At 68.4% G+C, this 19,635-nt stretch carries 17 protein-coding genes and 4 pseudogenes; 6 read left to right on the forward strand and 15 right to left on the reverse strand.

Translation table 11 applies throughout. The features are described 5' to 3' along the window. From ACWDRB_RS64685 to tnpC, 5 genes and pseudogenes are all read right to left on the reverse strand, one after another. Positions 1-259 (reverse strand): DUF6262 family protein (locus tag ACWDRB_RS64685; protein WP_449912039.1); only part of this gene is annotated, 259 nt, incomplete at its 3' end. After that, the gene (locus ACWDRB_RS64690; RefSeq protein ID WP_449912040.1) at positions 249-2,411 is read right to left on the reverse strand and encodes a tyrosine-type recombinase/integrase; all 2,163 of its coding nucleotides are present in this window, start codon (positions 2,409-2,411) and stop codon (positions 249-251) included. The genes ACWDRB_RS64685 and ACWDRB_RS64690, both read right to left, overlap by 11 nt. After that, on the reverse strand, positions 2,411-3,559 hold the full coding sequence (locus ACWDRB_RS64695) for a tyrosine-type recombinase/integrase (protein ID WP_449912041.1): 1,149 nt from the start codon (positions 3,557-3,559) through the stop codon (positions 2,411-2,413). The genes ACWDRB_RS64690 and ACWDRB_RS64695 overlap by 1 nt, the downstream gene beginning before the upstream one ends. 141 nt (positions 3,560-3,700) lie before the next feature. Next, positions 3,701-3,982, reverse strand: a pseudogene (locus ACWDRB_RS64700) (Tn3 family transposase); the annotation flags it as partial. A 376-nt stretch (positions 3,983-4,358) separates the two neighbouring features. Continuing rightward, positions 4,359-5,810, reverse strand: a pseudogene (tnpC, locus tag ACWDRB_RS64705) (IS66 family transposase). A gap of 192 nt (positions 5,811-6,002) precedes the next feature. Here tnpC and ACWDRB_RS64710 point away from each other — a divergent pair. Both ACWDRB_RS64710 and ACWDRB_RS64715 read left to right on the forward strand, forming a co-directional pair. Continuing rightward, a complete protein-coding gene (locus ACWDRB_RS64710; protein WP_449912042.1) occupies positions 6,003-6,296 on the forward strand; it encodes a transposase in 294 nt (97 codons plus the stop codon). Continuing rightward, positions 6,293-6,841, forward strand: coding sequence for an IS3 family transposase (locus ACWDRB_RS64715; RefSeq protein WP_449912043.1), 549 nt, complete (start codon positions 6,293-6,295; stop codon positions 6,839-6,841). The genes ACWDRB_RS64710 and ACWDRB_RS64715 overlap by 4 nt, the downstream gene beginning before the upstream one ends. On the opposite strand, the pseudogene ltrA reads toward ACWDRB_RS64715, so the two are convergent. After that, positions 6,783-7,955: pseudogene (gene ltrA / locus ACWDRB_RS64720) on the reverse strand (group II intron reverse transcriptase/maturase); the annotation flags it as partial. The gene ACWDRB_RS64715 and the pseudogene ltrA sit on opposite strands and share 59 nt — an antisense overlap. Before the next feature lie 547 nt (positions 7,956-8,502). On the opposite strand from ltrA, the gene ACWDRB_RS64725 reads away from it, so the two are divergent. Further along, positions 8,503-8,865, forward strand: coding sequence for a DDE-type integrase/transposase/recombinase (locus ACWDRB_RS64725; RefSeq protein ID WP_449912044.1), 363 nt, complete (start codon positions 8,503-8,505; stop codon positions 8,863-8,865). Between the two features lie 11 nt (positions 8,866-8,876). Beyond that, positions 8,877-9,131 (forward strand): integrase core domain-containing protein, encoded by a 255-nt coding sequence (locus ACWDRB_RS64730; protein WP_449912068.1) that lies wholly within the window; start codon positions 8,877-8,879, stop codon positions 9,129-9,131. Between the two features lie 26 nt (positions 9,132-9,157). Here ACWDRB_RS64730 and ACWDRB_RS64735 read toward each other — a convergent pair. Then, positions 9,158-9,731: pseudogene (locus ACWDRB_RS64735) on the reverse strand (IS5 family transposase); the annotation flags it as partial. A gap of 139 nt (positions 9,732-9,870) precedes the next feature. Between ACWDRB_RS64735 and ACWDRB_RS64740 the strand changes: the two are divergent. Beyond that, complete coding sequence (locus ACWDRB_RS64740; protein ID WP_449912045.1) at positions 9,871-10,182, forward strand: hypothetical protein; 312 nt, start codon at positions 9,871-9,873, stop codon at positions 10,180-10,182. A 28-nt stretch (positions 10,183-10,210) separates the two neighbouring features. Here the strand turns inward: ACWDRB_RS64740 and ACWDRB_RS64745 are convergent, their stop codons facing one another. Then, positions 10,211-11,167: a tyrosine-type recombinase/integrase gene (locus ACWDRB_RS64745; RefSeq protein ID WP_449912046.1), complete on the reverse strand. Its 957-nt coding sequence runs from the start codon at positions 11,165-11,167 to the stop codon at positions 10,211-10,213. A gap of 323 nt (positions 11,168-11,490) precedes the next feature. Here ACWDRB_RS64745 and ACWDRB_RS64750 point away from each other — a divergent pair, with 323 nt between their 5' ends. After that, positions 11,491-11,778 (forward strand): hypothetical protein, encoded by a 288-nt coding sequence (locus ACWDRB_RS64750; protein WP_449912047.1) that lies wholly within the window; start codon positions 11,491-11,493, stop codon positions 11,776-11,778. A 65-nt stretch (positions 11,779-11,843) separates the two neighbouring features. Here the strand turns inward: ACWDRB_RS64750 and ACWDRB_RS64755 are convergent, their stop codons facing one another. The 7 genes from ACWDRB_RS64755 to ACWDRB_RS64785 form a co-directional block, all read right to left on the reverse strand. Further along, entirely contained in the window at positions 11,844-12,386 is a 543-nt protein-coding gene (locus ACWDRB_RS64755) for a universal stress protein (protein ID WP_449912048.1), read from the reverse strand. A gap of 116 nt (positions 12,387-12,502) precedes the next feature. After that, the gene (locus ACWDRB_RS64760) at positions 12,503-13,972 is read right to left on the reverse strand and encodes a hydrogenase large subunit (RefSeq protein ID WP_449912049.1); all 1,470 of its coding nucleotides are present in this window, start codon (positions 13,970-13,972) and stop codon (positions 12,503-12,505) included. 7 nt (positions 13,973-13,979) lie between these two features. Beyond that, complete coding sequence (locus ACWDRB_RS64765; RefSeq protein WP_449912050.1) at positions 13,980-15,464, reverse strand: proton-conducting transporter transmembrane domain-containing protein; 1,485 nt, start codon at positions 15,462-15,464, stop codon at positions 13,980-13,982. Then, positions 15,464-16,123, reverse strand: a complete 660-nt coding sequence (locus tag ACWDRB_RS64770) for a hypothetical protein (protein ID WP_449912051.1) — start codon at positions 16,121-16,123, stop codon at positions 15,464-15,466. The genes ACWDRB_RS64765 and ACWDRB_RS64770 overlap by 1 nt, the downstream gene beginning before the upstream one ends. A 27-nt stretch (positions 16,124-16,150) precedes the next feature. Beyond that, the gene (locus ACWDRB_RS64775) at positions 16,151-17,095 is read right to left on the reverse strand and encodes a respiratory chain complex I subunit 1 family protein (RefSeq protein ID WP_449912052.1); all 945 of its coding nucleotides are present in this window, start codon (positions 17,093-17,095) and stop codon (positions 16,151-16,153) included. Beyond that, on the reverse strand, positions 17,092-19,137 hold the full coding sequence (locus ACWDRB_RS64780; RefSeq protein ID WP_449912053.1) for a proton-conducting transporter transmembrane domain-containing protein: 2,046 nt from the start codon (positions 19,135-19,137) through the stop codon (positions 17,092-17,094). The genes ACWDRB_RS64775 and ACWDRB_RS64780 overlap by 4 nt, the downstream gene beginning before the upstream one ends. Beyond that, complete coding sequence (locus tag ACWDRB_RS64785) at positions 19,134-19,616, reverse strand: NADH-quinone oxidoreductase subunit B family protein (protein WP_449912054.1); 483 nt, start codon at positions 19,614-19,616, stop codon at positions 19,134-19,136. Before ACWDRB_RS64785 ends, ACWDRB_RS64780 begins: the two co-directional genes overlap by 4 nt. Between the last annotated feature and the right edge of the window lie 19 nt (positions 19,617-19,635).

The raw sequence follows: 19,635 nt of genomic DNA on the forward strand, positions 1-19,635 counted from the left end.
GGTCGGGGTCGGGGTCGGGCGAGGTCGGGGTCGGTTGTGGAGTGGCTCGTTGCTGGTCGCGGAGCTGTTCGACGCGGCGGCGGAGTTCGGCGTTGCGATAGAGGAAATCGAGGGAAACGCCGGCGGCCTGGGCCAGGGCGCGGAAGGTGATCGGGTCGCCGCGGCGGATCATGTCGCGCAGACCTTGTTCGGCCCGTTGGGCGGTGGCTGCGCTCTTGGCGGCGGCAGCTCGGCGTAGGTTGTCGGGATTACCGCGCATCGTGGCGCTTCTCCTCTGCCTGGACGGCCTGGACATCGGTGCGAGCAGAGACGCCCGCGCCGCGGACGGCCCTGGCGCCATCGGCGGGGGTGGTCTGCTCGATCTTGAGAATGATTCGGCCGAGGGCGTCTTGTTCTTGGAGGCGCCCGGTGAGCCAGATGTTGTCGGTGCTCATCGGCTGGCCGGTGCGGGTCTGAAAGGCGCGGCGGCGTTCGGTGATGAGCTGCTCGGTGCGTTGCTGCTGCGTGCGCAGTTCGGGCAGGAAGCTGGCGTCGGTGGTGAACTTGTCGCAGGTCAGGCAGGCGTTGCCCTTGTCGCAGCTCTGACGTGGGGGCAGCAGGCACCAGCCGTTGGGCAGGATCCGGTCGGTGCGTTTGTCCAGCTCCAGCATGTCGTAGAGGTCTCGTGGGTCGGTCTGCAGATCACGGCCGTCGGCGGTGATTTTGCGGTAGCGCAGGAACTCGGCCTCGTGGGTGGCGGCGAGGGTTTCGGCGTACTCCATGGTCATGGTCGGGGACAGGTGGCCCATGTAGCGCTGGACGACGTGCAGCGGGACGCCGGCGTTCAGCAGGCTGGTGGCTTTGGTGTGGCGGAAGCGGTGGGTGCGGTTGAAGTCGACCAGCCGTCCGGTGCTGTCGCGGATGTCCAACTGCTGGGCGAACTCGGCGAGCGTCTGATGCACTCGTTCCAGCGGGAAGGCCTTGTCGGCGTGCCGGTTCATCTTGTGCGCCAGGAACAGATATTTCGCCCTCACGCCGGGTGCCCAGCGTGGCGCGAGGTGGGTGTCGGCCCACTGCTGCTGCTCACGGATGATCGCAACGATCTCGGCGTCGACCAGCAGGGTGTCCGGAGCCTGTTCGATCTTCGTCTGCTGATAGCGGAGCTTGGCGACGAACGCGCCGTCGGCCGCGTCCTGCGTGCTGGGCGGGGTGAGCTGGTCCAGCGGCAACAGTGGGTCGCGGTCGAGCATGCGGATCTCGCTGATCCGACGGCCGGTGCGGGCCACCAGCATCACGATCCGCATGACCTGCTCGTCGTCGATCCCGCCCTCTTCGGCTGATGCGCCGAGGAGATGGAGGTTGGACATGATCTGCGAAAAGGCGGCATCGTCGATGACCTCCCGCCGCTCGGGCCGGACCTTGGGGCGGCCCTTCTCCCCGTGCCGCCACAAGATGGCGTGATAGGGGCCCAGCTTCAACCAGCCCGGCTCCTCAAGGACGCGCGCCGCACTCTCGCGGTGGTCGGTCATGAACGCGTAGAACTTCTCGACATCAGTGACGATGTCGTTCACCCGCAGTTGAGACAGCGGCTTGCCGCGGTTCGGGCCGGTGCGAGCGGTCAGTGTGCGGACGTGGGCGAGGTAGTCCAGCATGAACACCCGGACCGCGGCCGGATCTTCGCGTAGCCACGGCGGCGGGGCCGGCTGCAGCCCGGCAAGCCAGTCGCCGAAGACCTGTAGCCCCGATCGACGGGAGCGCAGAGTGGTCCAGGTCAGATCGCCGCTCTCCAGCGAGATCTTGAAGTACCACTGGGTCGCTTGCCGGAGCCAGAGCGGATGCAGCTGCTGGAAGTAGACACTGTGGTCACCATGCGGTTCGTGTTCCCGGCGTGGAATCTGCGGATCAAGTTCGGGGTCCCAGACTTCACGCCGCCACCAGGGCCGCTGGTCGTAGGCGGTCCACAGCATCTGGTAGCACCGCCGCATCAGCGTGGTTCTGTTGAGCAGCCAATGCTTGCCGGGCACGCGGCCGTTGGCCCGGGCCCAGGTGATCGCAAGCGCGCGTTCCCATTCGCGGGGCGTTCCCGCCATCAACGATTCGCGCAGCTGCGGATGCTCCTCGACCGTCGCAGCCAGCCAGCGGACCAGCGAGCTGAGCGCCCCGACCGGAACGCGGCCGCCGAGCTCGACCATGCGCCAGCAGCACCAGGCCAGCTCCCGGTCCATCGGCTCGGGCAACTGCCCAAACCGGAGCCGGAATCCGCGCTGATGGCTGATCGAAAACGCCGAGGCGTCCTCAGGCCGCAGGTCGCCAGAGGCCAGCTCGACCGTTCGAAACCGTGCCGGAATCGCCGACCACAACGCCTCCAGGACCCACCCCTGGAAGCTGCCGGACGTGTCGCGCAGGTTCTCGAGCAGCAGCTTGGAACCCATCAGCACGGCCCGATCTGCGTGCCGTCGGCGGACATCGCCCGCCAGCCGGCGGTGAGCTTCGCCCAATCAGCGACGGCTCGTAGCTCGGCATCGTCGGTGACGTGAGCATACGTGTTCAGCGTGGTCTGCACGTCGGCGTGCCCGAGCCGACGGCTGACCACATGCACCGGCACGCCAGAAAGCAGCAGCGCGGTGGCATGGGTGTGGCGGAACCAGTGCGGCGTCCAACCGTCCGGAGCCTGCCCGGAGAGATCCCGGCGAAGACGATCCACCAGGTCATAGACGCTGTCAGGCTGCCACGGCGCAAAGCGCGGCTCGCGCTCCAGGTTCACGAACACGCAAGTGCCGTCGAAGTTGTCGGTGACCAGGTCGGCGCCGGCCTCGCAGAGCTGCCAGACGTACTCGCCGTAGAGGCGATCGAGATCGTCGGAGACGAACAGTCGCCGGTAGCCGCTCTTGGCCCGGACCTCGTGCGGGTGCTCGCGCGGGACTACCTCGATGAACGGGGTGTCGCCCCGGCCGGTGTGCCAGTCCTGGTGCTGCAGTCCCAACGCCTCACCCAGTCGCAAACCGGTCTCCGCGAGCAGGCACCACAGCAGCCGGTTGCGAACCGATCCGCGCCATTCCCGGGCGTCGTCGTCCCAGCTCGCGCACGCGTCGCAGATCCGGTCGATTTGACCGGGCGTCAACGTCGGCGGCACCGAACGGCGCTGACGGACACGGATCACCGACTGGCGGCGGCCGGACCGCCGCGCAATGTGCTCCAACAGGGGTTTGTAGGCGACTCCGCCTCCGTGCACGACCCGGCGCAGGTCCGCGCCGACGCTGACCCCGTTGAGCAGGTGATAGCCATAAAAGGAGATCACGGCTCGCAACCGGACGGCGATCGTTGACTCGGCGAACCGGGACGGACGAGGCTCGATCGGCGCGACCTGCGGGCCGTTCCCTGTCCGCAGCCAGGTCAAGAACACGCCGAAGTCCTGCAGCGTTACTTGTGTCCAGCCGAGCTCGAACTGCCCCAAGTAGTCCCACCACAGCGCCAGCGCTCGCGCGTAGGACTTCACCGTGTTCGGCGAGCATCGCTGTGCGCGCAGGTACTCCAGATACTCCTCGGCCGGTCTGATCGGAAGGTGATCAGGGCCGAGCACCGTCCACGTCCGCTCCCCGCTCGGCAGCGCCACACGCTGGGCCCGGCAGAGACCGGCAGCTGTTCCCGTTGTCACCCTGCGTAGCGTAGAGACCTCAGATAATCCGTACGCAAGGAACGACGAGACATCCCAGAAGGTCGCTTACGCTGCGTTGCAGACGGTTTCTTCCCACCCCGGATAACAGGTGATGACAGAGTTGATCAAAACGGTCAAACACGACGCCTGGTCCGTCTGATCGGCCAAGGCTGGCTTGGTGACGGCGCCCTGCTGGGCGTAGTGCAGATCCCGGCGCAGCGCGTGCAAGCTCTCCCCCTTGTTCAATTGGCGGGCAATCTTCCTGCGGTAGGCCGGGTCCGACAGATACTTCGCCGCGTGCAGCGTACGGCGCAGCATGCCCCACTCCTTCAACGCCGCCAGGGTGTTCTGCCGAGAGGCGGTCGACTACTTACCCACCACCAGCGAGGCGGTCGCCTGCCCGTACTTCAGCTGGGAACCTCAAGACGACAGAGCGCGGACAGAGATACGACAAGCCTTCCCTCTAGGCTTGGGCTCATGAAGAAGAAACTTGCCAACACCCTTCTGACCGTCAGTCTCATTAGCGTCATCGGCTGGGCACTCGCAAGCACCGCTTCTGCGGACAGTATGTCTGGCCCTAGTGTCGGCACCGACTCCCAGCACTTCAGCTTCGTGAACTGGTGGATGGAGCCATGGAAGCCCGGCGGGTCGATGTCGAGCGAGGGTAGGCGCGGATATCGGTAAGCATTCAGAAGGATCTGTGACGCTGGGTGATTCGCGCTGATCAGGCGTCGAATGCGACGGGTGGCATCCATAGGTTGCCGGTGAAGGCGCGGTGGATCGCATCGAAGGCTGACAGGCCGTGCTTGCGGGCGCTGTCGAGGTAGGAGCGGATGGTCAGCCAGACGGCGGCTCCCGTCTCGGACTGATGGCAGCCCGAGATCTTCACCTGCGTCTTCACCGGACGGAGCGCCCTCTCCGCCGCGTTGTTCGTGAACGGCACCCAGCCGGGGAAGTCGGCGAAACGCAGCACGTCACAGGCCCGCCGTTGGAGACGTTCCAGCAGGTTCCGAGCCGGGGACTGTTTGCGCCCGGACACGCGGGGATACAACGACAGCCCGACGCGCAGGCCGTGGTGGAAGGACTTGAGGTAGACCTTGGCTCGCTCGGGTGGAATCTCGGTCAGCCCATCCGCGCGGGCCTTGCCGGCCTGCTTGTTCAGCTCCGCCAGAGCCCAGCGGATCTGTTCGGGCCACCGCTGGCCGGGGTGGTCCTCGGCCGCGGCGGTCAGCTCTCTGACCAGGTGAGATCCACACAGTTGGTGCCGGGCGTCGGACTAGCCGTCATACAGCGACAGCGAGTCGTGGACCAGCACGCCGCGGAAATCGGGCAGGATGCCGAGGGCGTTCACGCCGTCGCGGGAGCGCTCGCCCAAGCCGAGCAGCGTCAACCGGCTGGTGCAGGCCACGTGCAGCCAGCGCCGCGTCGTCCCGATCCTCGTGGTGGTCTCATCGACGTGCAGCACATGGGCGAGCGTGAGAAGGGCACGGATCAGCTTGACACTGTCGGTGATGAGCATCGCGGCCTCAGCGAGGATCGAACTCACCCAGCCGGGTGACACGCGGGCTCCGGTGACGTCGGTGATCAGCTGAGCGCAGCGCTCTACCGGGATGTGCTGGAAGACCAGCAGGTAGGCGGCCAGCGCGCGCAGGTTCGGGCCGTACGACGACGGGGACCCCGCCACCTGCTCGGGCAGGACCGCTGCGGTGACCCGGCCGCAGCCCTCACACCGGCACCGGTGCGTGCGATGCTCGGTCACCGTCACGGCAACCAGGGGAATGTCGCGGACCTGACGACGCGCGAAGCCGACGCTGCCGGCGGCCGACAGCGCCTTCCCGCAGCCACCGCATGCGTCCGGGAGGTGCTCTTCGACCTGGTCCGGGGTCTCGACCATGGCCAAGCCCGCGCCGGGTGCCCCCGGCTGGCGGCCACGCTTCTTCCTGGTGTTGACCGGCGGTTTCTTGTCCGGCCGGACGAACGTGTCGCTGGACGGCGGCAAGGACGAGTTCCCGGAGTTGCGGCCGAGCCTGCGCTCCAGCTCGCCAACCCGAGCGGTCAGCCGGTCGACCGTCTCCTCCAGCCGCGCGATCGTCTCGCGCTGGGCCTCGATCATGTTCATCTGCCGGACCACCAGCGCCGCGAGCTCGTCATACGACGGGCGGCGATCCAGGGTCATCGGCACCCGAAGATCATCCCACCGCGCGGGCGATGCTCACGCCATCGCGATCTTGAGCTCCTGAATGCTTACGCCAGGAGACGGTGCGCGCGACCATCCCAGCGATGGCGTCCCAGTCGCTGGCTTGAGGTGCCCAGCAGATTCCGGACATTCGGCTACATAAGCTGACGGAAGTCTGGAAGAGGTAGGTACGTGACGAGGCGTCGCAGGCAGTTCTCGCCGGAGTTCAAGGAAGAAGCCATCCGCATGGTGTTGGAGGGTGAGCGGACGGTCGCGTCGGTGGCGCGCGAATTCGACATCAACGCCAGCACCCTGGGCAGCTGGGTGAACCGGCATCGGATCGCGAGCGCACCGGAGGAACGGCAGCCGGTCTCTGCGCCAGACCGGGCCCGGATCCGGGAGCTGGAGCGGGAGAACGCCGAGCTACGCGAGAAGTTGATCTTCCTGAAAAAAGCAGCCGCCTTCTTCGCGTCCGAGACTCGATGACGCTCGCCAAGTACGAGCTGATCGACGCGGAGAAGGCCTGTCACTCGATCGTGAAAATGTGCGCGTGGCTGGGCGTGTCCCGCTCGGGCTACTACGAGTGGCGTGAGCGGCCGGCCTCGGCCACCGCGCAACGCCGGATGCTGCTGGCCGTTCTGGTCGCCGAGATTTTCGCCGGCTCGCACGAGACCTACGGCTACCGGCGGGTGCACGCCGCGCTGCTGCGCCGCGGTGAGCACTGCTCGGCCGAACTGGTGCGCGCCCTGATGCGCGAGCAGGGCCTGGTCCCGGCCCAGGTGCGGGCGTTCCGGCCGGCCACCACCATCCAGGGCGACTTTCGCGGCATCCCCGACCTGGTCGGCCGCGACTTCACCGCCACCCGGCCCGGCACCAAGCTCGTCGGGTCGGGTAGCCGGAGGGAATTTCACCCTCCGGCCCCCATAGAACCGTGCGTAATAGTCCCCCATTACACGGCTCTTGCCACCCTTATCACCAGAACTCGCGGGTCCATCGCCAGTGAGCGAACATCCTCGGGTATCGCTGCGTGATTCCCTGGAAGCAATTCTTGGCCTTGTTGAACCCGGCCAGCCGTTTGTATTTCCTGCGGATCCAGCGCACCAGATAGGCGTTGATGCGCCGGAGAAGGGGTCTCAGCGCGGAGTGATAGAACGCTCCGTAATATTGCATCCACCCTCGCACGATCGGATTAATGGCTCGTGCGAGTTGGGCGAAGGTATGGCCGGTACGCCGATGGATGCGCCATCGACGCACCTCGGCACTGATCTTCTTAAGGGCTTCCTTGCTGATCGCGGGCAGGAAACACGGGAACGTCACCCCGTGCTTGCTGCGCGCCGCGCGGACACGGAACGTGAAACCTAAAAACGTGAACGACGTATGCTCATGCGAGCCGCGCCGGTTCGCGTCTTTGCAGTAGACGATCCGGGTTTTGTCAGGGTGCAGTCGCAACCCGACTTCTTCCATCCTGTCCCTGATCGCTTCCACCACTTTCATGGCTTGGCGTTTACTAACGCAGTGCACCACGGCGTCATCCACGTAGCGTTCGAAGGCCACGGTCGGAAACTCCCGAGCCATCCACATATCGAACGCGTAATGCAGGAACAGATTCGCCAACACGGGCGAAACCGCGGATCCTTGCGGAGTTCCACGGTCTCGCTGTTGCAAGGTTCCGTCGGGCAGTTGAAGCGGCGCACGCGGCCATCGCTCCACATAGAGCACGACCCAACGCTGGTCGGTGTTGGCCTCCACTGCTTTGACCATGAGGTCCCACCGAACGCTGTCGAAGAACTTCTGGATGTCGAGCTCAACGACCCAGTCCGTCCTGAAACAGCGCTCTCGGCACTTCCCCACCGCATCCAGGGCCGACCGATTCGGCCGATACCCGTAGGAGTCTGCGTGAAACTTCGGTTCCACTTCCTTCTCCAGTCGGGCTGCGACTACGGTCTGCGCGATCCTGTCCGCGACAGTAGGAACCCCGAGAATTCTGGTCCCTCCGCCATGCGGCTTCGGTATCTCTACCGCCCGCACCGGGGGCGGGAAGTAGCTGCCCGAGGACATCCGATTCCAGATCTTGTAGAGGTTACTCCGCAGATCCTTTTCGAACTCCTCAACCGAGCAGCCATCCACTCCCGGCGCGCCCTTATTGGCCTTGACCTTCTCTCACGCCTCCCATACTTCCCACTTCGAAATCTCAAACGACTTTCCTGACGACTTAAGCTCGTCCACGCGACTCCTCCAAGGACAGCGCCCCGGTTGATCGAACGAACACAGCCATGGATGACCCGGCCCCTTCGCTCCACCCCCATTACAGGGGCTTCACCACTACTACGAGCCGGTCCGCCGGCGAGCCTCGCACCGGTACTCAATCCCTCACAGTTTCCGCCGTTACGGGACACTCCCTTTCTCCGCCCCAATGGGCGGAACTATCGAGACTCGCCTTCCCACGTTCCACGCGAAAGCAGCAGATCAGGCTCGCGTCGTCTCCATGCCGGGCACCACCTGGCCAGTAAACGGGTATCCGCCAGACTTGTCCTGGAGCCATATCTACACCCCCAATTTCGATGCCATCTGAGTAAGTTTTCGACACGTCATCAACGATTCGCTTACGCTCGCCTTCCTGATCCCCACCTGACGCCTCTCACGACGCCCTTTTTCCACATCGCTCACCACGACGGTCTTCAGCCAACGCAGCATGTGGTGGTTTGAAGCCTCCTCCCGCAGGGCGACTCCGAAGGGCCTACCTTCATCATCCGCGCAGCACCGCATTTCAAGAGGCGCCTACCTACATTCCGCACCTCTCTTCCTGCATTCGTGGCACACCGACATCACCTACGTCCGCACCTGGGAGGGCTTCCTCTATCTGGCCACCGTGATCGACTGTCACAGCAAAGCGGTCCTGGGCTGGGCGATGGCCGACCACTACCGCACCGGCCTGGCCAAGGACGCGATCCGGATGGCCGCCGGCACCGGCCTGCTCCAGCCCGGCGCCGTGTTCCACACCGACCGCGGCTCGAACCCAAGAACTACACCAGCGACGAATTCGGCCGCTTCCTGACCGGCCTGGACATCCGCCGCTCGGTCGGCCGCACCGGGGTCTGCTACGACAACGCGATGGCCGAGTCGTTCTTCGCCGCGCTCAAGAACGAATGGCTGCACCGCTTCGTCTTCACCACCCGAGCCAAGGCAAGGCGGCAGGTCATCCGCTACATCGAAGGGTTGTCAACCACCGGCGCCTGCACTCGGCGCTCGGCTACCGGCCACCCTTCGAAGTGCTCAACGAGTCCCTTTCAACCCCAACGGCCGCATAGGCTACGCCCATAAGACGGCTGTCCGGAATCTCCGCGGCCCCTCAGGCTGGATTCGATCCCGCGGCGGGCGATGCGCGGGATGATGCCCCGGCCGCGCAAAAAGGCCCGCAGATGGGGATAGTCGTAGCCCTTGTCACCGTGGAGTTTGCCCGGCCGGCGGCGTCGTGGCCCGCGGCGGGAATGGATCGGCGGGATGCAGCGCACCAGCGGCTCCAAACCCAGACTGTCGTGGACGTTGGCGGCGCTGATCGCGACAGTGAGGGGCAGGCCGGTCCACTCCGTGATAAGGTGGATCTTGGACCCTTTCTTGCCGCTATCGACAGGATTCGGACCCGTCAGCTCCCCCCTTTGACGGCCCGCACGCGACGGAGTCGATCGCGCACCGCGACCAGTCCAGTTCTCCGCGGGCGCCGAGCTCGTCCATCATGATGCGATACAGCTTGGCCCACACACGAGCGGCGCTCCACTCGGCGAAGCGACGGTGCACCGTCTGCCAGGAGGCGCCGAACACCGGCGGCAACTGCCGCCATGCGCATCCGGTGGTGGCCACGTACACGATCGCCGCCAGGATCGCCCGGTCGTCGACCCGGCGCCGTCCGCCACCTTGCGACCGCCCACTCGAAGGTGTGCCGGACGTGGAGCGCGCACCTATCGGCCTCTCTGTAGTCCTGGGGAAATTTCCAACGGATTTGCCTGACCTGCGACGATGTACGGCTCTGTGACTGTGGTTTCGATTCGCTTACGGTGATGGCGTGAGCGACGACAAACCGGAGTTTGGGTACGGCGCGGTCGGTCGGCCGCTGTGGAGCGTGCGGGATCGGGACGCTGAGGTCATCCGGACGGTGCTGCGCAAGGCGGGACGGCGGGAGTTCAGCGAACGCCATGACGGGTTCGTCGTCGAGGGCGGGGACGACAGGGCGCCGTTCCTGGTCGCTTGCACCGAGGAGGCCGGGGGTTCCGCGCCGGAGCTCACGCGGTATCAGGTCGATCTGGTGAAGGCCGGGTATCGAGTCGAGCCCGACCCCGGCGATGATCAGGTGCTGTTGGTGTGGGACGGCTCGTGACCCGGTGGTCTACTGGGTTGTGTGGAAGTCAGCGGGTACGGCGACGCTGCACAAGGTCGGCTTCGGCGGTGATGCGGGCGGAGGTCTCTTCACCGAGTCGCACGTAGTGGCCGAGGCTGGCCAGGTGCTGGTGGCGGCTCTTGGCTTGCAGCTCGGGCGCGCTGCGCCCGGCCTGGGCGAGATGCTGTAACGCCGAGTGCCGCAACTGGTGCAGGGTCCAGCCTTGCCGGTGTGGGTCGAGTGTGGTGGAGGCGGTCTTGAACAGGTACTCGGCGCGCGGGTAGGACAGCCGGCCGCGCCGGGTGGTGGTGTCGATGTCGCCGTCCGCCGGCACTCTGGAGCCGGAGGTGGGAGCGCGCCGGTCGGCGAGGAACACCGGCCCGCTCGTGCGGCCGGCCAGCAGTCTGGGCAGCAGCCGGGCCGTGGGGGTGGCCCAGTGCACGTACTCGATCGCGCCGCCCTTGGAGGTGACGCGGGCACGGCGGAACTCGGGGTCGAGGTCTTCGATGTTCAAGGTGAGGATCTCCTCGGCGCGGGCGGCCGTCTCATACAGCAGCCGCCAGAGCACGCATTCGCGCAGGGCGTGCCGATCGTCGGTGAACAGCGTCTCCAGCCGGGTGCGTGGGATGGAGCGGTCGCCGCGGCGGGCGCTCTTGCGGCGCTCCAGCCGCCGGGCCGGGTTGGTGGCGAGGATCTCCTGGCGCTGGGCCCAGGTGGTGAAGGAAGTGAGCGTGGATAGATGCCGGTTCCATGTCGCGGCTGTGGCCGCCGTCCAGCGTTCCATCGCCGCGGCGTAGTGCTCGGGCTGGAGGGCGGCGGCCGGGAACTGGGTGCCGGTGATGGCGAGCAGGCGCTTGAGGGTCTCGGCGTAGCCGGCGCGGGTCGTAGCCGCGGTGGTGGAGTCGAGGAAGCGGTCGACCGCTGTCGCGGTCGTCGGGCCGACCGGGGCCGGGTCGGGCTGGCCAGGGAACGCGACGACGGACAAGCCAAGCACCTCCTACGCCGATGTGACACATAACGTTACCGAGTCGCGCCCGGCGCGGTGGATGCCGAGCTGGGCGGACACGATCCACAATCCGTCTATGTGACAGATAATTCATATTCTGTGTCACACGCCCCGCTTGGTCATCTCGCTCTGGATGAGTTCTTGAACTGTGGCGAGGGAACGGCGGCGCAGGTCGAACGTCTCTGTGTGGCCCGCCGTAGCGGCCTGCCTGGCGCGCGTCGGTCATCTGGTTCTGGGGAAGTCTCTCTTGGAGAGATCGGATTATGCTGGACATATCGCAAGGTCTGGGAGGTGCGGCTGAGATGACACAGCAGTATCTCGCGGGCGAGTTGTCGTTGCTTTTGGGGCAGTTGCAGGCCGCCGCTACGAGCGTGTCATCGGCGCGCATGGTCGGATGGTTGCGGCACGAGGCGGAGACGCGGCCCGTCACTGCTCTGACCGCGGTGACGATGCAGGCGTTGATGCTGGCTGACTGCCTGTGCTGGGAATCGCTGGCGCGCTCGGATGTATTCGCTTTCGTCCGGCAGGCGGAGATCAGCGCCGACCTGCATGAGTTCGGTATGTGCGCGGGCTGGTTGGCAGTAGATTGACCGCCGATCATCGGGACCAGACAAACCCCTTTGCCCACGTCGATGGCAGAGACGGGACAGGCCGGTCATTCGTGACCGAGGTGGTGCGCGCGTCGTTGGCGCCGTAGCCAGCGGTGATGTGACCGCGGACGTTCGGCTGGACGATGGGGATCCGGCGCGGCGGCCTGCGGAACGATGACCACCGTGGTGCGCGTGTAACGAGTGCAGCACCGACGGGTGGAGGCCAGCAAGAGGCGGCTCAGCCTGCGGCGGGCGCCTCGGCCGAGCACGAGCAGATCGCCTGGACGGGCGAGTTCCACGAGGTGATGCCAGGGCTCACCGAGACGGGTGACGCCCACCACCTGGAGATCGCCTGGTGTTCCGCCTGCGATGTCGTCGAACAGGCTGCCGATCAGCTCAAGGCTCCTGGCCTCCTCATCGGCGAGAGCGCCGTGGTCGTATGCCGGCGTCTCGGGGGCCACGGGGGGCACCCGGCTCACGTGCACTGCGAGCAGCGGAACACCGCGCAGCCGAGCCTCGGCGACGGCCCAGGCCAGCGCCCATCGCGAGGCCGGGGAGTCGTCCACGCCCACCACAATGCGTGGACCGGCAGGCAGCACCTGGTCCATCGAGGTTCACCTCACCTTCATGGTGCGCGCGGTCGCACATGTCCGTCCAGATGGCCGGGTGGCAATCGTGATGCCGCCGACGACGTCGGTTTGTTCGCAACCCACGTCAGGCGGGGTCACAGGTCGTTGCCGGCATAAGACAGGTTGAAGCTCTTGTTGACCAGGGGAAAGTCGGGGACGATCGCGCTGTTGAGGGCTACCGGAAGAGCGGGCCAGTTGAAGAAGGACGGATCGACGATCTTCACTCGGGCCAGAGTCCCGTCGGGGGCGAACTCGATGCGGTGGGCGATGGTGCCGCGCCAGCCCTCGACGAGTCCCACGCCCGAGGAAGGCCCCTTGACCGGAGGTGAGTCCGCCGGCGCCGTGGGATCGCCGGCCAGATGGGTGATCAGGGCGATGGAGGTGGCGACCTCCTCGGCCCGGATCTGGAAGCGGGCCAGCACGTCTCCGCTGGTGCGGCGGGCGGGAGTGAAGTCGCCGAGATCGGCGAAGGGGTGGTCGCGGCGGGCGTCGAGGTCCAGGCCGCTGGCCCGGGCCACGTAGCCGAGCGTGCCGAGGTCGCGGGCTGCATCGGCGGACAGGACGGCGGTGCCGGTGAAGCGGTCAGCGACCACGGTGTGCCGCAGGGCGAGCTCGACGATCTCGGCCACGTCCGCGCCGATGGCGTGCAGCCGATCAGGGTCGGGCAGCGCCTTCAGCTGGGCACCGCCGAGGCGGACACCGCCGCGCAGCAGCCGGTGCCCGGTGACCTCAGCGTTGATCCGCAGGAGTTGCTCGCGGATGCGCCCGGTGTGCGCGTGCAGGATGGGAAAGGCCACGTCGTTGCAGAGCGCGCCCAGGTCGGTGACGTGGTTGTAGAGGCGTTCCAGCTCCAGCAGCACGGCTCGTGCCCGTTGCGCCTGCGCGCTCACCGGGGTCTGGGTGGCCTCTTCCACGGCCAGGCAGTAGGCGAGTGCGTGACCGACGCAGGTGTCGCCGCTGACGCGCTCGGCCAGTTCCAGCCCGTCGGCGGGCCGGCGGCCCTCGAAGAGCTTTTCGATGCCCTTGTGCACGAACCACAATCGGGCCTTGAGCTTGATGATGGTCTCGCCGACCACGGAGAAGCGGAAGTGCCCCGGTTCGATGAGGCCGGCGTGGACGGGCCCGACGGGGATCTCGTAGACGCCCTGGCCTTCCACAGTGACGAACGGGTAAGGCCCTTCGGGGTCGCCGAAAGAGGGCGGCGGCCCCGCATCGGCGCGCATCGGGTACCAGCCGCGCGGCCAGTGGTGGTGGCGCACCAGCCGCCGGGGGAGCGGGTGATCGAGCGGGGTGATCCCGTACAGGTCGCGGATCTCCCGCTCGAACCGGCCTGCGGGGAAGGACAGGTGGGCCAGGCTGGGCACCGCGGGTTGTTCGGAGGGGAGGCGGAGCCGTAGCTCGGTACGGCGATCCGGGCCGCCAGCGACGAACAGGTACGCCAGGGCGAACCCGTCGGCCTCCTGACGTGCGCAGACCAGCGCCAGCCGGTGGCCGGCGTTCAGCAGCCGGGCGGCGTGCTCGGGCAGCTCGCCGGGGCCGATGTCAGCGGTGGTACGCGTGCTCATGGCGTCCTCATGGGGTGGCTCCGGCGATGGTGGCAGCGGCTTGCAGCAAGGAGTGCAGCGGTCCGAGAGTGATGCCCAGGACGGCGCAGGCGGCCAGGCCCGCCACCAGCGGGACGGCCACACTGCGCGGCAGCGCGATGGCCTCGCCCGCCTGGCTGCCGGGCCCGCCGCCCAGCAGCATCCGCCGGCTGTGGTGGCCGATGGCGGCGACGATGATGAGCATCAGCACCAGGGCCGCCGTGATCGCCCAGCCGAGCCCGGCGGCAAAGCCCGCCCGCGCGATGCCGAGCTCGCTGGCGAACAGGCTGAACGGCGGCAGGCCGAGCAAGGCCAGCAGCCCCAGCGCGAACGTCCCGGCCAGCAGCGGCGCCCTGGCCGCCAGGCCGTCTGCCGCGTGGATCCGGCTGCTGCCGAGCGCCTGGTGCAGCTGTCCTGCGGACAGGAACAACACCGACTTGCCGAGCCCGTGCCCGAGGATGTGCAGCAGGACGGCGACCAGAGCGAGGGTGTTGCCGATCGCCGCGCCGAGAGCGAGCAGGCCCATGTGCTCGATGCTGGAGTAGGCCAGCAGCCGCTTGTAGTCGCGCTGGCCGAGCAGCAGCAACGCGACCACGGCCAGGGAGGCCAGCGCCACGATGACGAGCAGCGCCCGGGTGAAGGCGGGGCCGAGCGCCACGTCGGCGATGACCTTGACGCGCAGGATGGCGTAGAAGGCCACCGACAGCAGCACCCCGGACATCAGTGCCGACACCGGGGCGGGGGCCTGGCTGTGCGCATCCGGCAGCCAGGCGTGCATCGGCGCCAGCCCGGCCTTGGTGCCGAACCCCAGTACCAGCAGCATGACCGCGATGCGCATCACGCCGGCATCGAGCCGGCCCGCGTGCTCGGCCAGCACCGCCCAGTCCAGGGAGGCCACGCCGGCGTGGGTGCCGGCGTAGTGGACCATGACGATGCCCAGCAGCGCGAGCGCGATGCCGACCGAGCAGATGACCACGTACTTCCACGCGGCCTCGGTGGCCTGGCGGGTGCGCCGGTGCCCGACCAGGAAGGCGGTCAGGATGGTGGTCGCCTCGATGGCCACCCACAGCAGGCCCGCGCTGGAGGCCAGGACGGCCAGCGCCATCGCGGCGATGAAGGACTGGGTCAGGACCCCGTAGCGGCGCATCGCGCGCGCTCCGGTGTGCCCGGCAGCGAGTTCGGCCGCCAGGTAGGCAGGGCTGGCCGCCATCGCGAGCAACGCGACCGCGCCGATGACGATCAGCATGAAGGCGCTCAGCGCGTCGCTGCGCAGCAGTCCCGCGAGCGCTTCCCCCCGCTCCACCGTGGCCGGACCGCCAGCCAGGCCGCCAGCCAGGGCGACGGCGCAGGCCAGCAGCCCGGCCGCGGCCAGCGCACCCAGCCAGGCGGTGAGGCGGTTCCAGCCCAGCACGGCGTAGATGCAGGCGGCGGCCGCGGGCACCGCGACCGGAGCGATCACCAGCAAGGTGTCCATCAGTCGTGCAACTCCCGCAGCTCGTCCAGGTCGGTGCCGCCGAAGGCGGCCCGCATCCGGGTGGTCAGCACCTGCAGCACCAGCACGGCCAGCAGGACGTCCAGGGAGATCCCGAGCTCGACGACGATCGGGACGCCACTGGTGGTCAGGAACGCGGTGGCGGTGATGGCGTTGTCCATCAGCAGGAACCCCACCAGCTGCGACAGCGCCCGCCGCCGGGTCACCAGGACGAAGAACCCGATCAGCAGCACGGTCAGCGCGATCGGCACGGCCTGCGTCGCCGGCGTGGGCGACAGCCGTATCAGCGGCTGGGAGAGCGCGTAGGCCAGCATCGCCAGCACCGCCGCCACCAGCAGCGAGGTCGCCACGTTGACCAGCGGTTGCGTCTCGCGGCCCTCGCCGCCGACCACCAGTGCGCGGCGCAGCAGATACGGCAGCAGCGCGGCCCGCAACGCGCCCACCCCGAGACCGATCAGGATCAGCTCGAGATCTGCCTGCCGGACGCCTAGGACAACGATCAGCGCGGTCAGGGCCACCCCTTGCAGGGCGAACAGCCACACGATCGCCGACAACTCGCGCCGCCACAGCACCAGCACCCCCATGAGCAGGAACGCCCCACAGGCCAGGTCCAGCAGCTGGACATACATCGCATCAGTCATGTTCACGTCCCGTGTTGACGCCCGTGTTCAGGCCAGGAAGGAGGAAGCGGCCACGGCCAGCAGTGCCAGCAGGAACGAGCCGGCCAGCAGCTCAGGAACGCGGAACAACCGGAGCTTGGCCATGAACACCTCACCGACCGCCAGCAGCACGCCCAGCAGCCCCACCTTGACCACGAGCACGATCACCGACAGCGCCACCGCGAGCGCTCCCGCGTCCGCGCCTGCGATGCCCAGCGGGAAGAACAGGCTGGCCAGCAGGCCCAGCAGTACCGACAGCCGCATCGCCGACGCCCACTCGATCAGCGCCAGGTCCGGCCCGGCGTACTCCAGCACCATCGCCTCGTGGATCATCGTCAGCTCCAGATGCGTGGACGGATTGTCCACCGGGATCCGGCCGGTCTCCGCGATGGTCACGATCGCCAGCGCGACCGCGGCCAGCACGCTCACCGGGGAGATCACCGACAGCGGATCCTGCACCGTCGCCGTCACGATCGCCCCCAGGCTGGTGGAGCCGACCCTGATCGACAGCGCGAAGATCGACACCAGGATCGTCGGCTCCACCAGCGCCAGCACGGTCATCTCCCGGCTGGCGCCCATCCCGCCGAACGCGGTCCCGGTGTCCAAAGCGCCCAGCGCCAGCGCCACCGACCCCAGCGCCAGCAGCGCGGTCACCGCGAACAGATCGGCGATGCCGCCCAGCGGCGAGGCCGTGCTCACCAACGGCACCACCGCGGCCACGACCAGCGCCGTACCCGCCAGCAGCAGCGGCGCCGCGCGGAACACGCAGCCGGTGCCGCGCGGAGTGATCGGCTCTTTGCGCATCAGCTTGCGCAGGTCCCGCCACGGCTGGGCGATCCCGGCACCGGCCCGGCCCTCCAGCCGGGCGCGGACCTGCCGCATCACCCCCACCAGCAACGGCGCGCCGACCCCGACGACGATCACCTGGAGCACCGCTGCGATCACGCCCGTCACCACAGCACCACCAAGACGATCAGCGCGCCGGTCAGTGCCCAGAACCCGTAGCCGAGATAGCGGTGCACGCTGCCGGTGGCCAGCGCCCGCGCCCCCTTCCCGACGGCCGCCACGGCGGCGATCAGCGGATCATACAGCCGGTGCTCGATCCGGTCCGGCACCCGCGCATGAAAGCGCACGCGTTCCACCAAGTAGGCCGACTCCTTCATCGGGGTGACGTCCACATCGCTTTCGGGGGCCAGCACGTCGTCGAAGACCCGCTGCAACGGCTCGGCGAACGACGTCGCGGTGTACTCCATCCGGGCCGACATCGGTCCCGCGCCGCAATCCCAGAGCCGGGCGGCGCGCCGGACCCGCCGCGTCGCCGTCACCCGTACCAGGCCGAGGACGGCCACGACGGCGGTCACCAGGGCGACGGCGATCAGCAGCGGCGAGATCATCCCCGCCACCCCTGCCAGCCGCAGCGTCAGCTCCCCGCTCACCACGTCGCTCATCCCGTCCCGTGCCGGGAACACCACGCCGACCGCCCGGCCGAGCGCGGGCACGACCAGCGTGGGAGCCAGCGCCAAGCCCGCGCAGCCCGCCGCCGCGAGCGCCATCGCGCCCAGCATCGACGGCGGGCTCTCACTGGCCCGCTCGGCCGCAGCGCTGCGCGGCCGGGCCAAGAACCCCACGCCGAACGCCTTGACGAAGGTGGCGACCGCCAGCCCTGCCGACAGCGCGATCACCCCCACGGCCAGCGGCATCGTCACCGCACCCGCCACCCCGGAACCGGGCAGCGCGTGGATCAGGCTCTGCAGCAACAGCCACTCACTGACGAAGGCGTTGCCGGGCGGCAGCGCCGAGGCGCACAACGCGCCGACCGCGAAGACGGCGGTGGTGTACGGCATCCGCGTGCGCAGCCCGCCGAGCACGTCCAGATCGCGGGAGCCGGTGGCGTGCAGCACCGAGCCCGCCGACAGGAACAACACCGTCTTGAACGCGGCGTGGTTGACCACATGCAGCAGCGCCGCGGCCAGCGCCAACGCCGCCAGCACCGGCAGCTTGGACGCAGCGAAGAAGCCCGCCGCGCCCACCCCGACCAGCACCAGGCCCAGGTTCTCCGTCGTGGAGTAACCCAGCAGCCGCTTCAGATCTGAGGCGACCACCGCCTGCAAGATCCCGAACAGCGCCGACGCCGCGCCCGCCGCCAGCACCAGCAGCCACCACCAGGCCGGCCCGCCACCCAGCAGATCCAGCCCGACCCGGACCACACCGTAGGCGCCCATGTTCACCATCGCCGTGCTCATCAGGGCCGAGACGTGGCTCGGCGCCTCCGGGTGCGCCCGTGGCAGCCACACATGCAGCGGCACGATGCCGGCCTTGGAGGCGAACCCGGCCAACGTCGCCAGGAACACGACGGTCTTGGCGGCCGGCGGCAGCGCGGCGGCGCGCAACTGCTCGAAGCTCTCCCCACCGGCCCCGGCGGCGAACGCCACCAACCCGGCCAGGATCGTCACCAGGCCGAGGTGGGTCATGACCGCGTACCACAGCCCGGCCCGGCCCACCGCCGCCCGCCGCCGGTGCTCGGCCAGCACCAGCAACAGCGACGAGATGGCCATCAGCTCCCAGGCGAGCAGGAACGTGCTCACACTGGCCGCGGCGGGCACCAGCAGCATGGCCGCCACGAACAGCGGCAGCACGGACTGGAACCCGCGACCGTCCAGGCCGTGGTCGCAGTAGCCGATCCCGTAGATCGCCGCGCACACCGCCACCGCCCCGGTGACCGCGATGAACACCCCGCCCAGGGGATCGACCGCCAGCCGAACCCCGGCCAGCGGCAGCAGCTCCGGCAGCCAGGCCGACCAGCTCGGACCGGTCCCGCCAGCCGACCCGCCAGCCATCACGGCCGCCACACCAGCCGCCGCGCCGACAGCGCCGGCGCCTGCTGTGCACCAGCCCGCCAGCTGCAGCCGCGCCCGTGGCGGCGCCAGCAAGGCGGCCACCGCGGCGACCGCGCAACCGGACAGCGCCACCACATACAGCGTGCCGACCAGGTTCATCGGCCGGTCAGCTCCCGCAACGCCGCCACGATCGCCGCAGGCTCCGGCGGGCAGCCCGGCACCTCCACATCCACCGGCACCACGTCGCTCACCGCTCCGGCCACCCCGTAGGCGCCGGCGAACGCCCCGCAGCTGCGCGCGCAGTCACCCAGCGCGATCACCAGCCGGGGCTCGGGAACCGCGTCATGGGTACGGCGCAGCGCCACCTCCATGTTGCGCGTCACCGGCCCCGTCACCAGCAGGGCGTCCGCATGCCGCGGCGAAGCCACCAGCCGCGCGCCGTACCGCTCGGCGTCATACACCGGGCCGAAAGCCGAGGCGATCTCCACCTCGCACCCGTTGCACGACCCCGCATCCACATGCCTGATCTGCACCGATCCGGCAAGCTCCGCCGCCTTCGCCGACGGCTCACCTGGCTCGCGCTCCGGCGCGGGCTCGGCCACCCGGCCCGTCTTCGCGATCTTCCGCCACAACCCCATCGTTGCCTCCCCACCGCTC

This window comes from Nonomuraea sp. NPDC003707, assembly GCF_053587055.1.

What these genes read in the sequence shown, in the direction of transcription:
- ACWDRB_RS64690 (WP_449912040.1), bottom strand. Translation starts at nt 2,411, where the DNA reads ATGGGTTCCAAGCTGCTGCTCGAGAACCTGCGCGACACGTCCGGCAGC.
- ACWDRB_RS64715 (WP_449912043.1), top strand. Translation starts at nt 6,293, where the DNA reads ATGACGCTCGCCAAGTACGAGCTGATCGACGCGGAGAAGGCCTGTCAC.
- ACWDRB_RS64725 (WP_449912044.1), top strand. Translation starts at nt 8,503, where the DNA reads ATGTGGTGGTTTGAAGCCTCCTCCCGCAGGGCGACTCCGAAGGGCCTA.
- ACWDRB_RS64750 (WP_449912047.1), top strand. Translation starts at nt 11,491, where the DNA reads ATGACACAGCAGTATCTCGCGGGCGAGTTGTCGTTGCTTTTGGGGCAG.
- ACWDRB_RS64755 (WP_449912048.1), bottom strand. Translation starts at nt 12,386, where the DNA reads ATGGACCAGGTGCTGCCTGCCGGTCCACGCATTGTGGTGGGCGTGGAC.
- ACWDRB_RS64760 (WP_449912049.1), bottom strand. Translation starts at nt 13,972, where the DNA reads ATGAGCACGCGTACCACCGCTGACATCGGCCCCGGCGAGCTGCCCGAG.
- ACWDRB_RS64765 (WP_449912050.1), bottom strand. Translation starts at nt 15,464, where the DNA reads ATGGACACCTTGCTGGTGATCGCTCCGGTCGCGGTGCCCGCGGCCGCC.
- ACWDRB_RS64770 (WP_449912051.1), bottom strand. Translation starts at nt 16,123, where the DNA reads ATGACTGATGCGATGTATGTCCAGCTGCTGGACCTGGCCTGTGGGGCG.
- ACWDRB_RS64780 (WP_449912053.1), bottom strand. Translation starts at nt 19,137, where the DNA reads ATGAACCTGGTCGGCACGCTGTATGTGGTGGCGCTGTCCGGTTGCGCG.
- ACWDRB_RS64785 (WP_449912054.1), bottom strand. Translation starts at nt 19,616, where the DNA reads ATGGGGTTGTGGCGGAAGATCGCGAAGACGGGCCGGGTGGCCGAGCCC.